We start from the raw sequence: 14,137 nt of genomic DNA, 5'->3' as shown, positions 1-14,137 counted from the left end.
TATTCTGAAACAAGTACCATCATTATTATAGTCCAGACACTAGTAAAATACAAGTGTTTTTTAAGAAATTTTGGTGTAACACGTCACAAAATATGGGTAATTTTTCGGATTAAAAGTAGCAAAAACAACAAATCATGGAATGGATCAGGAACAATCACCTTAATTCGACATAAAATCCGTTTATTATGTCTTTACATATCCCGAGTTGCAACTATATCGGCGCCTGTGTCCAGTATATTTTTGACGATGACGTCGCCCACCTGGATAGGGGAGGAGACCTCCACCGCGTCCAGGGCTTTGACCACATCGAAGATTTTGCCCTTGGGAATGTCCCGGTTGGTTTTGACCGGAAGCCTCCGATGGATGCCGCCGTCAATTTTGACGGTGGAAGTGATGACGCGGGTGGGGTTGGTCAGCTCCTTGTAGCCGTAGTCCTGTCCCTTGGGGCAGCTGTGACCCGTCACTGCGTAGCCATTTTCCTCGTCCACCCGCAGGTGGCAGCCCTTGGGGCAGACAATGCAAATAAGTTCTTTCAATGTTCTCCCTCCTGACTGACGACTGCAATGGTGATGGGTTCCTGTCCCGCCGCATCCAAAAATTTCTTGGGCAGGACGATCTTTTCCATCTCGCCGGGGGCCATGTGCTCCCGTTTGAAGGAGCAGAGCTCCTTGTCCCCGGACGTGACTACAATTTTCATATCGCGGTAGACATTGTCCACCCGGAAGAAGACCTCCACGAATTTTTCCACATTGGCGGGACGGATGTGCTGGGGCACCGTGTAGTTGACGTGAGAGCCGTTTTTGACAGGCAGCACCTGTTCCTTGCCAGCCGCGCCCTCCTTGAGGTAGCGGGCGGCGGCCCGTCCGGCACGGGTGCTTTCCTGGGTGACAAAGTCCACCAGATCGTGGACATGGACCACATTGCCGCAGGCGAAGATGCCCTCCATAGAGGTCTCCATGTTCTCATAGACCACCGGACCGCTGGTGCGCGGGTCGATTTGGAGGCCCACGCCACGGGAGAGCTCATTTTCCGGGATGAGTCCCACCGAGAGGAGAATGGTGTCGCAGTCAAACTCAATTTCACTGCCGGGGATGGGACGCCTCTTTTCGTCCACCTTGGAGACAATGACCTTTTCCACCCGTTCATGGCCTTTGATATCGGTAATGGTGTGGGAGAGATAGAGGGGGATGTCATAGTCGTGGAGGCACTGGACAATGTTGCGGTTGAGGCCGTTGGAATAGGGCATGAGTTCCACCACAGCCAGGACCTTGGCGCCCTCTAACGTCATCCGGCGGGCCATGATGAGGCCGATGTCGCCGGAGCCTAAAATCAGCACCCGTTTGCCCACCATATAGCCTTCCATGTTGAGATACCGCTGGGCCGCCCCGGCTGTAAAGATGCCGGCGGGGCGGTCGCCGGGAATGGCGATGGCGCCCCGGGTCCGCTCCCGGCAGCCCATGGCCAGAATGATAGCGCCCGCCTCGATGACCATATAGCCGTCGGCGCTGTTCATGGCCTGGATGACACGATCCTCGGAGATATCTAGAACCATGGTGCCGAGCTTTATCTCGATGCCGGTGTCTTTGAGCATCTTGATAAAACGCAGGGCATATTCGGGGCCGGTGAGCTCCTCTTTAAAATAGTGCAGGCCGAAGCCGTTGTGGATGCACTGGTTGAGGATGCCGCCCAGCTCCCGGTCTCGCTCGATGATCAGAATTTTTTGCGCGCCGTTTTCATGGGCGGACAGCGCCGCCGCCAGGCCGGCAGGTCCGCCGCCGACCACTACCAGATCGTATTTCATCAGTGGATGTCCTCCCTCACTTTTGTCTCGCCGATGACGATGGCGGAGCCGGCCTTGTCCTGGGGAATCTCCCGGGGGTCGAGCTGCAGTTCCCGGCTGAGAATTTCCAGCACCCTGGGGCCGCAGAAGCCGCCCTGACACCGTCCCATACCGGCGTTGCAGCGCCGTTTGACGGCGTCCACCGAGCGGGGCGCGGTGGGGGTGTGGATGGCGTCAATGATTTCGCCCTCCGTCACCGTCTCACACCGGCAGATGATGGTGCCGTACCGGGGGTCCTTGGCGATGAGCGCCGCCCGCTCCTTGGGGGAAAGCTCCCGGAAGGTGATCTTTTCCCGACGGTCCACCACCTGGTCCCGGGGGGTGAGGGGAAGCCCTGCGCCGCCCAGCATCCGCACCACGTCCACCGCGATGGCGGGGGCGGAGGTGAGGCCGGGGGACTTGATGCCCGCGATGTCGAAGAAGCCCTTGGCGTCGGGGGCCTCCCCGATGATAAAGTCGTCGATTTCACTCAGCGCCCGGTTGCCCGCGAAGTTGCGGATGGACTGGCGGTAGTTGACCTTGTCGCAGGAGCGGGAAGCCGCCTGCATAACAAAGTCGAGGCCCTCCCGGGTGGTGCTCACGTCGTCCCGGCCGCTGACGTCGTTGGCGTCGGGCCCCACAATCAGGTTGCCGTGGACGGTGGGGGAGACAAGCACCCCTTTTCCCACCTTGGAGGGGCACTGGAAGATGACGTGATGGACAACATCACCCTGGTTTTTGTCGAGGAGATAGTATTGCCCTCTGTTGGCGGTGATGGTGAAGCTGGGGGCGGAAACCATGTTGTGGACCTCGTCGGAATAAAGCCCGGCGGCGTTGACCACATACCGGGCGGCGATGTCGCCGGTGCCGGTGTGGAGGAGGAAACCTTCCTCCGTCTTCTCCATGCCGGTGACCTCACAGCTCTTGCGCAGCTGCACGCCGTTTTTCATGGCCGTGTCCATCATGGCGATGGCCAGCTCCCAAGGGGAGACGATGCCCGCGGAGGGGGCGTAGAGGGCGCCCTTGATCTGGGGGTTGAGATTGGGCTCCAGGGCGAGCGTCTCCGCAGCGGAAAGAATCTGCAGATCGGGCACGCCGTTTTTGACGCCCCGGTCATAAAGGTCCCGGACGGTGTCCATATCGGCATCGTCAAAGGCCAACACAAAGGAGCCCACCTTTTTGTAGGGTACGCTCAGCTTTTTTGCCAGCTCCTCGATAAGCCGGTTTCCTTCCACATTGTATTTTGCCATCTTGGTTCCGGGGTGGGGATCGTATCCCGCGTGGACAATGGCGCTGTTTGCCTTGGTGGTGCCGCAGGCCACGTCGTTTTCCTTTTCTAAGACTAAGGTGGAGAGCTGGTATTTGGACAGCTCATAAGCCAGGCTGCAGCCCACGATGCCTGCGCCGATGATGACTACATCAACCATAATGACATCCTTTCTTGACGAAGATGGGATGATGCCGTTTCTTGGCGTCTTCCTCGCACTGGGAGCAAAACAAAAAGAGCCGATCCACATTAGGTCATGCAAAAGCACGCCTAAAATGTATCGACTCTTTCACTCCGACATTTTAGTACAGTTTTATTATAGCAAATTCGCTTGGTTTTTGCAATTACGATTCCAAAATATTTATCCTATCTGGCCCAGTCTTTGCTGCGTCCGATGGCTTTGTCCCAGCCGGCCACCAGCCGCTCCCGGGTGGCGGCGCCCATCTCGGGCTCATAGACCTTGTCGAGGGTCCAGTTGTTTTTGATCTCGTCCAAGTCCTTCCAGAGCCCCACGGCTAGCCCCGCCAGATAGGCGGCTCCCAGGGCGGTGGTCTCCCGGATCATGGGGCGGCGGACCCGCTTGCCGATGATGTCGGCCTGAAACTGCATGAGGAAGTTATTGGCTGAGGCCCCGCCGTCCACCTTGAGTTCGCTCACGTCAATGCCGGTGTCCGCGATGATGGCCGTCAGCAGATCCCGGGATTGATAGGCGATGGACTCCAAAGAAGCGCGGATAATGTGGTTGCGGTTGGAGCCGCGGGTCAGTCCGAAGATGGAGCCGCGGGCGTACATATCCCAGTGAGGCGCGCCGAGGCCGGTGAAGGCGGGCACCACATAGACCCCGCCGTTGTCGGGGACCTTTTCCGCGAAATATTCGGAGTCCTTGGACTCCACGATGAAACGCAGCTCATCCCGCAGCCACTGGATGACGGCGCCGCCAACAAAGACGCTGCCCTCGATGGCATAGCTTACCTTGCCGTCTAGTCCGATGGCGATGGTGGTGAGCATCCCGTTTTTGCTTAAGTACATTTCCTCGCCGGTGTTCATCAGCAAAAAGCAGCCGGTGCCGTAGGTGTTCTTGGCGTCGCCCTTCTCAAAGCAGGTTTGGCCGAAGAGGGCCGCCTGCTGGTCGCCCGCAATGCCCGCGATGGGGACCGGGACGCCGGAGATGTTGACGGTGCCGTAGACCTCGCTGCAATCGTGAACCTCGGGGAGCATGGAGGCCGGAATGTCCAGCTCTTTGAGCATCCTTTCGTCCCAGCACAGATCCTTGATATTATAGATCATGGTGCGGGAGGCGTTGGTGTAATCGGTGACGTGGACTTTTCCCTCCGTCAGCTTCCAGATGAGCCAGGTGTCCACCGTGCCGAAAAGTAAATCGCCCCGCTCCGCCTTTTCCCGGGCGCCGGGCACGTTGTCGAGAATCCATTTGATCTTGGTGCCGGAGAAATAGGCGTCCACCACCAGTCCCGTGGTCTCCCGTATGTAATCGGTCAGGCCCCTGGCCTTTAAGTCCTCGCAAATATCCGCGGTGCGGCGGCACTGCCAGACGATGGCGTTGCAGACCGGTCGACCGGTGTTCTTGTCCCAGACGATGGCGGTTTCCCGCTGGTTGGTGATGCCGATGGCGGCGATTTCCTCGGGCTTGACGCCGCTTTTGACCAGGACCTCGATGAGGACGCCGTACTGGGAAGCATAGATCTCCATGGGGTCGTGCTCCACCCAGCCTTCCTTGGGATAATGCTGGGTAAACTCCTTCTGGGCCATGCCGATGATATTCTGCTCCTTGTCAAAGATGATAGCGCGGGAGCTGGTGGTACCCTGGTCTAAAGCGATGACGTACTGCTTCATTTTCTCTCCTTCTTTCTGGAAATCTTACATAAACCAACAATCCGCACAGGTGGTGGATATGGCCGTGGCCCCCGCCTGCAGGATGGAAATGACATCCTCCTTGTCGGAGATGAGCCCGCCCGCGATGAGGGGGGCGGCGCTATAAGAGGCGATGCGGCGGACGATCTTGGGCATAACGCCGGGCAGGATCTCCACAAAGTCGGCTACGCCTCCGTCCATGGTCTTGCGCACGTTGGCAAGGGCGATGGAATCGATGAGGAAGAAGCGCTGGATGGTGAGAAATCCCTGCTCATGGGCGAGCTTGATCAGATTGGTCCGGGTGCTGATGATGCCGTCCGCCTCGGTGTTTTCCCTGAGGAAGCGTACCGCCACATCCTTGGAAGAAAGCCCGTCGATGAGGTCGATATGGACGATGGCGGTCTTGCCCCCGGCTTTGATGGTGTGGACGATCTGGGCGATGTTGCAGATGTCCCCAAAGAGGACAAAGACCACCCGGCACTCCGATGTCATGCACACTTCTAGTCCGTGAAAGTCCTTGACCGCGGCGATGATGGGGGAGCCCTCCAACAGCTCCGTGAAATCCTGACGCAATGCTCCTGCCTCCATTCTCCCATTTTCTCACTTTATTATACCCTACCCACCCGCAAAAGAAAATAGGACCGGTTCGATAAAATCCGACCGGTTCTTTGGTAATTCTGTTGGGTTTTGGGGCCCTTCTGCTTGACAAGAGTGGGGGAGTCACTATAATGAAAATAGTCTGTATGGACTAAAAATAGCTATTGGTTATCTTCACGCGTGAGGAGTGAAGCGCATAGCGCGGATACTCCTGCGCATCAGTTTTTTATGCTAGTAACTCAGAAACCGGGGGAGGAAGTATTTTTGAAAAAAGCTGCGATATTCGATTTAGATGGGACGCTCCTCAATACGCTGACCGACTTGGCCGTCAGCTGTAACCACGCGCTGGAAGTCTACGGCTATCCCACCCATGAGGTGGAGGCCTACAAGCTCTTTGTGGGCAATGGAGTCTATAACCTGGTCAAGCGCATCTTACCCGCCGACGCCCAGGACGAAGAAATCAGAGCCAAAATCAAGGCCGAATTCGACGCCTACTATGCCGCGCACACCGTGGACTATACGAAGCCCTATGACGGCATTGAGGATATGCTGGGACGGTGCAGGGAAAAGGGCATCAAAATGATTGTTGTCTCCAACAAAGCCCACAACTTTGTGGTACAGCTCATCGAGAGCATCTTCCCCGGCGTCTTCGACGTGATTTTGGGCCAGCGGGACGACGTGCCCAAAAAGCCAGATCCCACCGCCGTGTTTGAAGCGCTCGACCGGGTGGGGGTGAGCGCCAAAGAAAGCATCTATGTGGGGGATTCCGGCGTGGATATGCAGACGGGAAAGAACGCCGGCTGCTACACCATCGGCGTGTCCTGGGGATTCCGCGCGCCGGAGGAGCTCAGAGAAAATGGCGCCGACGCCATCGTCGGCACGCCGCAAGAAATCCTTGGTCTACTTTAAAAATGGAGAATTCGTCGTCGTTTTGACGGGGAAAACGTTCCGTTTTTGTAGGGATAGACAAGAGGAAACTCGAGAAGAGCGGTAGGCTCATAAAAATTCTTTCAAAAAAATCAAAAAGAACCTATTGACAAAGTGTTCCAATTGGACTATCATAAAAGCCACAAAGTCAAAAGCGTCGATGAAGGCGTCCTGTATCCGCAGCCTTTTGCAGAGAGCCGGTGGTTGGTGTGAACCGGAAAAGGTGGAGACAAGGATATCACTTCTGAGCCGGGTCCTGAAAGCGGAATGCGAGTAGGGTTCTCCCGTTGGACCGCGTTAAGGTCGGGGATTTGTTGGAATCCTGCTAAAGCGGCAGCAATGCAATTTGGGTGGTACCGCGGGTTTTGTTTACAAGCTCGTCCCAATCTTTATGATTGGGACGAGCTTTTTTATTTTTTCTTTGCCGTAGCAAACTGTATCATTGGGCCAAAAACAGGCAAAAACCATGAAAAGGGGACGATACCATGGAAACTCAGATCTTTGAAATCGCAGAGAGAATAAAAACACTCCGTGACATTATGGGCTTTAGTGTGGAACAGATGGCCGAGGGCACAGGGGTAACGGCGGAAGAATACGCCGATATGGAAGCGGGAAAGTCCGATTTCTCCTTCACTTTCCTCTATAAATGTGCGGAAATGTTCGGTGTGGACATTGTGGAGATTCTCACCGGCGACCGCCCGAAGCTCTCCTTCTACTCCATCACCCGCAGCGGCAAGGGTCTTCCCATCAAGCGCAGAAAGGGCTTTAACTACCAGCACATGGCATCGAGATTCCGTAGCAAGGTAGCCGAACCCTTCCTTGTTACAGCGCCCTACTTTGAGGAGGAGCAGACGGCTCCCATCAAGCTCTCCACCCACGAGGGACAGGAATTTGACTATATCATCAGCGGCAGCTTAAAGGTTGCCATGGAGGACCACATCGAGGTTTTACACGAAGGGGACGCCATCTACTACGATTCCGGCCACGGCCACGGCATGATAGCCACCGGCGGCAAGGAGTGCGTCTTCCTGGCGGTGGTGCTCAAAAAAGGTGATCAAGAATAAAACTGATACTTCGGAGGAATAGACCTATGGATAATATGGAACATTTTTATCAGCGTTTTTGCAAGGAGCATTTTGATGAACACGGCGTTTTGGACCAGTTTGAAATTACCTGCGCCGACAATTTTAACTTCGGTTATGACGTCATCGACGAGATTGCCCGGCTGGAACCCGACCGCCGCGCCATGATTTGGTGCGACGACTCCGGAGCGGAGAGAGTCTTCACCTTCTCCGATCTCAAGCGCCTGAGCGATAAAGCGGCCAATATGTTTCTCAGCCACGGCATTGGCAAGGGCGACATGGTCATGCTCATCCTCAAACGCCACTATCAGTTTTGGATCGCCATCCTGGCCCTGCACAAAATCGGCGCCGTCACCATCCCGGCCACCAATCTGCTGACCACCAAGGATTTGGTCTATCGCTTTGAGGCGGCTGACATCAAGGCCATCGTAGCAACCGGCGCCGGCGACGTGACCAAATACACTGACGAAGCCTGCGAAAAATATCACGGCATGCAGGCCAAATTCGTAGCCAACGGCGAGCGGGAGGGCTGGTTTAACTTCGACGCAGAGGTGGAGAAGGCCGACGAGCATCTGGAACGGGTGGAGACCAAGGTCACCGATTACATGCTCCTTTACTTCACTTCCGGCACCACCGGCTACCCCAAGATGGTCATCCACGACCACTACTATGCGCTGGGCCACATCATCACCGCCAAGCACTGGCATAATATTCACGCCGACGACGTCCATCTCACCGTCTCCGAGACTGGATGGGGCAAAGCGGTCTGGGGCAAGCTCTACGGCCAATGGTTTGCGGCCAGCTGCATCTTTGTCTATGATTTTGCCGGGAAATTCGTCCCCGCGGACCTGCTGCACATGATCGAGGAGCACCGCATCACCACCTTCTGCGCGCCGCCCACCATCTACCGCTTCTTCATCAAGGAGGGCATGGGCAACTACGACCTGTCCAGCCTGCGCTATGCCACCACGGCGGGCGAGGCACTCAACCCCGAGGTCTACAACCGCTTCTATGAATACACCGGCCTCAAGCTGATGGAGGGCTTCGGCCAGACCGAAACCACCCTACTTCTGGCAAACCTCCACGGCACCGAGCCCAAACCCGGCTCCATGGGCAAGCCGTCGCCGCTTTATAATGTGGACCTCTTTGACGAGGACGGCAACACGGTGGCCCCCGGCGAGGTGGGAGAAATCTGTGTCCGCACCGAGGAAGGCAAAAAACAGCCGGGCCTTTTCTGCAGCTACTACCGCAATGAGGATAAGACCCGGGAGGCCTGGCACGACGGCCTCTATCACACCGGCGACACGGCGTGGAAGGACGAGGACGGCTTCTATTGGTATGTCGGCCGCACCGACGACGTCATCAAGGCTTCCGGTTACCGCATCGGGCCTTTCGAGATCGAAAGCGTCCTGATGGAGCACCCCGCAGTGCTGGAATGTGCCGTCACCGGCGCGCCCGATCCCGTCCGCGGCCAGGTGGTTAAGGCCACCATCGTGCTGACAAAGAATCACCAGCCCTCCGATGAGCTGGTCAAGGAGCTGCAGCAGTACGTCAAGAAACAGACCGCCCCTTATAAATATCCCCGTATCGTGGAATTTGTCGACGATCTGCCCAAGACCATCAGCGGCAAGATCAAGCGTGTTGATATCCGCAATAACGACAATCATTAAAGTAAAACAGCCGCTTTTACGCGGCTGTTTTTTATGGGGGAGGTTTTACCGCGCCCTTCGCTACATTCCGAAGATCGGCATTTTCTTTGCCCGCCTGGCCCATCGGCCTGGCGGGCTTTTTTTCTTAAGCCTTCTTTCGGCCGCTTTCCATTTGAAAGAGCATGGTGTGCAGACTTTAAGCAATCGTCAAAACTGCGTGTTTTCTTATCTTTTTTCTGTGATAGGAGAACGTTTTCCTTCCAAAACGCATAAAATGCTGAGATGGAAGAAAGGGGAGATGGCGATGACAAAGCTGCGGCGACGGAGAGCCAAAAAGGGAATCGCCGTCAAATGTCTGACGGTTGCCGTCATTTTGGGGGCCATCTGCTGGTACTTGGATGGGAAGCTCCAGCAGACCATCTCCACCGTCGTTAACTATCAAATGAAGATCTATGCCAGCCGGGCTCTCAATGCCGCCGTATTGGAAGAGCTGGAACAGCAGGACCTTTCCTACGACGATTTGGTGACCCTGCAAAAGGGGGAGGACAGCCAGGTCAGCGCCATTGAAACGGATGCGCTGGCCATCAGCCGTCTCAAGGCCCGCATTTCCGATGCGGTGGATGAGCAGCTCCAGACGCCAGGCTTCCAGGCCATAGGGATACCGCTTGGTACCGTGCTGGGGAGTAAGTGGATTTCCGGCTATGGGCCCAATATCAATTTCCGGCTGATCCCGGTGGGAAGCGTCCATACGAGCCTCCAAAACCAGTTTGACAGCGCCGGCATCAACCAGACCCGCCACCAGATCATGCTGGATATCGACGTACAGTTTACCGCCGTCATTCCCGGCTTTTCCACCGAGTTTTCGGCGTCCACCAACTTTTGCATCGCGGAGACCATCATTGTCGGCCCCATCCCCGAAGCCTACACCAATGTGGAGGACGGGAGCAATGTCAACATGTCCGACATCAATGACTATAATGCCAACGACAACCGCATTAAACATTCTATGGATGATATTTTGGACTAATTTATGGTATAATAATGTCATCTTCCTCCTTCGTCGGGAATGAGGGAGGCCGCCGGGAAGATGTTTCCCGGCAGGACGCAAAAGGGAAGAGGTTATAGTTTTTGATGGAACAATCTGAGGCGAAAAAAAGAATCGAAGAACTGCGCGCCGTTTTGGAGGAGCTCAGCTATCAATATTATGTACTGGACCGGCCCACGGTGGAGGACTATCAATACGACCAGATGCTCCATGAGCTGATGGACTTGGAGGAGCAGTTCCCCGCATACCGGACCGACGATTCCCCCACCGTGCGGGTGGGGGGCATGGCGCTCAACACCTTTGAAAGCGTGACCCATACCGTGCAGATGGGGAGCCTGCGGGACGTTTTTGATACGGCGGAGCTCACCGCCTTTGACGAAAAGGTGCGGGAGAGCATCGAAAACCCCCTCTATGTGGTAGAGCCCAAAATTGACGGGCTCTCCGTCTCGCTGGAATATGAAAAATCCAAATTTGTCCGCGGCTCCACCCGTGGGGACGGTCTGGTGGGGGAAGACGTGACCCAGAATCTAAAGACGGTGCCCTCCATCCCCATGCGGCTGCGCCGGGAGGTGGCGCGGCTGGAAGTGCGGGGGGAAGTCTATATGCCCCGCCAGAACTTCTTGGAGCTGGTGGCCCAGCAGGAAGTGGGCGGGGAACAGCCCTTTAAAAATCCCCGCAACGCGGCCGCCGGGAGCCTGCGGCAGAAGGACCCCAAGATCACCGCCAAACGGCGGCTGGACATCTTTGTCTTCAACGTCCAGCAGATCGAGGGCATCGACATCCAGAACCACTATGATTCCCTGGTCCTGCTCTCCGAGCTTGGCTTCAAGGTGATACCCACCTTCCAGATGTTTGACAACATCGAGGACGCCATCCGAGAGGTGGAGCACATCGGCTCCATGCGGGGGAACTACCCCTATGACATCGACGGCGCGGTCATCAAGGTCAACGACTTTTCCCAGCGGGAACTCTTGGGTTCCACGGCCAAATATCCGCGCTGGGCGGTGGCCTTCAAGTTCCCACCCGAGGAAAAGGAGACCACCCTTAAGGAAATCCAGATCAAGGTGGGGCGCACCGGCGTGCTGACCCCCACCGCCATCTTTGACCCCATCCCTCTGGCGGGGACCACCGTCAGCCGGGCCGTCCTCCACAACCAGGACTTCATTGATGAGAAGGAAATCGGGATCGGGGACACCATTGTGGTGCGCAAGGCCGGGGATATCATCCCGGAGGTGGTGGCCGTAGCCCGCCACTGCGAGGGTTCCCAGGTTTATCAGATACCTATCGTCTGCCCCTCCTGCGGCAGTACAGCGGTACGGGAGGAGGACGAAGCGGCCCTGCGCTGTATTAACCCCGAATGTCCGGCCCAGCTCCTTCGGACCGTGATCCACTTCGCTTCCCGGGACGCCATGGACATCGAGGGCCTGGGCCCCGCCATCATTGAAGCCCTCATCGACAAAGGGTTAATCAAAGGCGCCTGCGACCTCTACTCCTTAAAAAAGGACGACGTCAAGGATATGGAACGGATGGGGGAAAAGTCGGCCCAGAATCTGATGAACTCCCTGGAAAAATCGAAGAAGGCGGGGCTTGCCCGGCTGCTCTTTGCCTTTGGCATCCGCAACATCGGACAAAAGGCCGCCGATCTGCTGGCTATAAAATTCGGCACCCTGGATGCTGTGATGGTCGCCACAGCGGAGGAGGTGGCCGCCATCGACGGCTTCGGCATGATCATGGCCGAGAGCCTCATCCGCTTTTTTGCGATGGATACCACAATGGAGGAAATCTCCAAGCTCAAAGAAGCCGGAGTCCTCATGGAAAACACCAAGGTGGTCACCGAATCCCGCTTGGCGGGGTCCACCTTCGTTTTGACCGGCACTCTCTCCCAGATGACCCGCAGCGAGGCCAAGGCCGCCATCGAAAAGCTGGGCGGCAAGGTCTCCTCCAGCGTCTCCAAAAAGACCACCTATGTGGTGGCTGGCGAGGAGGCGGGCAGCAAGCTCGTGAAAGCCCAGGAGCTGGGTGTGACCATTCTTACAGAAACTGAATTTTTAAATATGATTGCGTAATCTTACTGTTGATGGCGTCGTCCCAAAAGGGACGGCGCCTTTTCTATTGTCCGCGGACATATCTTGTCCACCCAGCGCATAGAGATAGAAAAAAGAAGGTGACAGTATGGCATTTCTTCCCACAGACAAAAAGTTCGACCAGGCGGCCGCCGTGCTGCCCGCGCGCATACGAGCGCTGCTCCTCGCCCTCCCCCCACAGGAGAAGCGGCAAATCCGGGAAATCCGCATCCGAGCGGGACTTCCCATACATCTGTGCACTGGAAAAGGACATTTCTTTCTCGCCGCTTCGGGCCTTCTCACGGGACAACCCTCTGACGACGCGCTGGTGGTGGACCGCCCACTGCTCACCGAATGCTTTCGCACCGTGTGCGGATACAGCGTCCACGCCCACCAGGAGGATTTGCGCCGGGGCTTCATCACCCTGCCCGGCGGACATCGGGTGGGTATCTGCGGTACCTGTGTCTGCGAGGCGGGGGAGATCGCCGGGGTAAGAGACATCTCCTCCCTCAATATTCGCGTCGCCAGGGAGGTAACCGGCGCCGCGGGGCCTCTCGTCCAGGCGCTGGGGGGCAGGGTGGGCGGAACGCTGCTCGCCGGGGTTCCCGGGTGCGGCAAGACCACCGTCCTGCGGGATTTGGCCCGTCAGCTGGGGGACGGCTCACTGGGGCAAATATTCAAAACCACCGTTATCGACGAGCGGGGGGAGCTGGCGGCCATGAGCGGCGGCGTGCCGCAAAATAATCTGGGCTACTGCTGCGACGTTCTCAGCGGCTATCCCAAAGGGGATGCCATCCTCCAGGCCATACGCACCCTCTCTCCTGATTATATCCTCTGCGACGAGATTGGGGACGAGCGGGATGCCGCGGGGCTCATGGCCAGCGTCTATGCCGGCGTCACCATGATCGCCACCGTCCACGCCGGTTCCATGGAGGAGCTGTTCTCCCGGACCGCCATCCGACCCCTCGTCGATTCCGGCGCTTTTTCCACCCTGTGCTTCCTGGGGGATGCCTCCCAGCCGGGCCGGGTCCATTCTATCTATCAGGCAGGTGAAAAGGATGCTGAAAATCTTAGGAATGATTTGTATGATCGCCGCTGGCGCCTATGCTGGACACAGGGCCTCCCAGTCCCTGACCCGGCGGGTCGCTCAGCTTGAGGATGTGATGACCTTTCTGCAGCTGATGTCCACCCAAATTCGGTACACCATGCCGCCCCTTCCCACCCTCTTTTTGGAACTACAAGGGAACACCGCGTGCCAGAATCTCCTCTTTCCAGAGGAGTGCGCCGGGCTGCTGGGGCGGGATGTCCCCTTTCCGGAGGCTTGGAAACTGTCGCTGGACCACGCCCTCCCCATGCTGGCGGTTAAAAAACAGGACCTCGCCCCCCTCTATGAGCTGGGGGAGCAGCTCGGATGCACCGACGTGGAGGGCCAGCTTGCCATCATCGCCCTGGCGCTGCAGAGGATGCGTCAGACCTTAAACGAGGCCCAGGAGTATAAAAGGCAAAACGGCGGCCTCTATCGGACCCTGGGAGTGCTTAGCGGCGTCTTTTTGATCCTGCTCACCGTTTAACCAAAAAAATCCGGGAAGGAAAGCGAGAAGATTTCCTTCCCGGATTTTTATATATCAATCCACCGAGGCAGCGACGGAGGAGCTCAGACTCGGGTCTATGGTAAGAGGTGCTTGCGCACATGCCTCTTGTGCTATACACCCAGGCCCGGCAGGCGTCGCACACAAAGGCCCCGTTTTGCCGCGGAAGGGGACTTCGGACAAAAAGTGGTTCTGAAGTGAAGAGGACAGGCATATCTATAATGCAAAGG

General features: G+C 56.9%; 12 protein-coding genes. 7 read left to right on the top strand and 5 right to left on the bottom strand.

What is annotated here, in order from left to right; translation table 11 throughout:
• Positions 1–191: 191 nt before the first annotated feature.
• The 5 genes from H8709_RS02120 to H8709_RS02100 form a co-directional block, all read right to left on the bottom strand.
• On the bottom strand, positions 192–536 hold the full coding sequence (locus tag H8709_RS02120) for a DUF1667 domain-containing protein (RefSeq protein WP_262396715.1): 345 nt from the start codon (positions 534–536) through the stop codon (positions 192–194).
• Complete coding sequence (locus H8709_RS02115) at positions 533–1,801, bottom strand: NAD(P)/FAD-dependent oxidoreductase (RefSeq protein ID WP_262396714.1); 1,269 nt, start codon at positions 1,799–1,801, stop codon at positions 533–535. The genes H8709_RS02120 and H8709_RS02115 overlap by 4 nt, the downstream gene beginning before the upstream one ends.
• The gene (locus tag H8709_RS02110; protein ID WP_262396713.1) at positions 1,801–3,246 is read right to left on the bottom strand and encodes an NAD(P)/FAD-dependent oxidoreductase; all 1,446 of its coding nucleotides are present in this window, start codon (positions 3,244–3,246) and stop codon (positions 1,801–1,803) included. The genes H8709_RS02115 and H8709_RS02110 overlap by 1 nt, the downstream gene beginning before the upstream one ends.
• A gap of 206 nt (positions 3,247–3,452) precedes the next feature.
• Positions 3,453–4,937, bottom strand: a complete 1,485-nt coding sequence (gene glpK, locus H8709_RS02105; RefSeq protein ID WP_262396712.1) for a glycerol kinase GlpK — start codon at positions 4,935–4,937, stop codon at positions 3,453–3,455.
• 24 nt (positions 4,938–4,961) lie between these two features.
• Positions 4,962–5,528 carry a glycerol-3-phosphate responsive antiterminator gene (locus H8709_RS02100; protein ID WP_392391641.1) on the bottom strand — a complete coding sequence of 189 codons (567 nt, stop codon included), beginning with the start codon at positions 5,526–5,528 and terminating at the stop codon, positions 4,962–4,964.
• A gap of 288 nt (positions 5,529–5,816) precedes the next feature.
• Between H8709_RS02100 and H8709_RS02095 the strand changes: the two genes are divergently transcribed.
• The 7 genes from H8709_RS02095 (at position 5,817) to H8709_RS02065 (ending at position 13,889) form a co-directional block, all read left to right on the top strand.
• Entirely contained in the window at positions 5,817–6,461 is a 645-nt protein-coding gene (locus tag H8709_RS02095; protein ID WP_262396710.1) for an HAD family hydrolase, read from the top strand.
• A 503-nt stretch (positions 6,462–6,964) separates the two neighbouring features.
• Positions 6,965–7,543, top strand: coding sequence for a helix-turn-helix domain-containing protein (locus H8709_RS02090; protein ID WP_262396709.1), 579 nt, complete (start codon positions 6,965–6,967; stop codon positions 7,541–7,543).
• A 26-nt stretch (positions 7,544–7,569) separates the two neighbouring features.
• Positions 7,570–9,231 (top strand): AMP-binding protein, encoded by a 1,662-nt coding sequence (locus H8709_RS02085; protein WP_262396708.1) that lies wholly within the window; start codon positions 7,570–7,572, stop codon positions 9,229–9,231.
• A gap of 253 nt (positions 9,232–9,484) precedes the next feature.
• A complete protein-coding gene (gene yunB, locus H8709_RS02080; RefSeq protein WP_262396707.1) occupies positions 9,485–10,237 on the top strand; it encodes a sporulation protein YunB in 753 nt (250 codons plus the stop codon).
• A 104-nt stretch (positions 10,238–10,341) separates the two neighbouring features.
• Positions 10,342–12,321: an NAD-dependent DNA ligase LigA gene (ligA, locus tag H8709_RS02075; protein WP_262396706.1), complete on the top strand. Its 1,980-nt coding sequence runs from the start codon at positions 10,342–10,344 to the stop codon at positions 12,319–12,321.
• A gap of 106 nt (positions 12,322–12,427) precedes the next feature.
• A complete protein-coding gene (locus H8709_RS02070) occupies positions 12,428–13,474 on the top strand; it encodes a stage III sporulation protein AA (RefSeq protein ID WP_262396705.1) in 1,047 nt (348 codons plus the stop codon).
• A complete protein-coding gene (locus tag H8709_RS02065) occupies positions 13,395–13,889 on the top strand; it encodes a stage III sporulation protein AB (protein ID WP_262396704.1) in 495 nt (164 codons plus the stop codon). Before H8709_RS02070 ends, H8709_RS02065 begins: the two co-directional genes overlap by 80 nt.
• The last annotated feature ends 248 nt before the right edge of the window (positions 13,890–14,137 follow it).

The sequence above is a fragment of the Zongyangia hominis genome (assembly GCF_014385095.1).
Lineage (GTDB): Bacteria > Bacillota > Clostridia > Oscillospirales > Ruminococcaceae > Zongyangia > Zongyangia hominis.
Note: the sequence above shows the minus strand (reverse complement) of the source record. Positions and strands in the feature narration are given on the sequence as shown.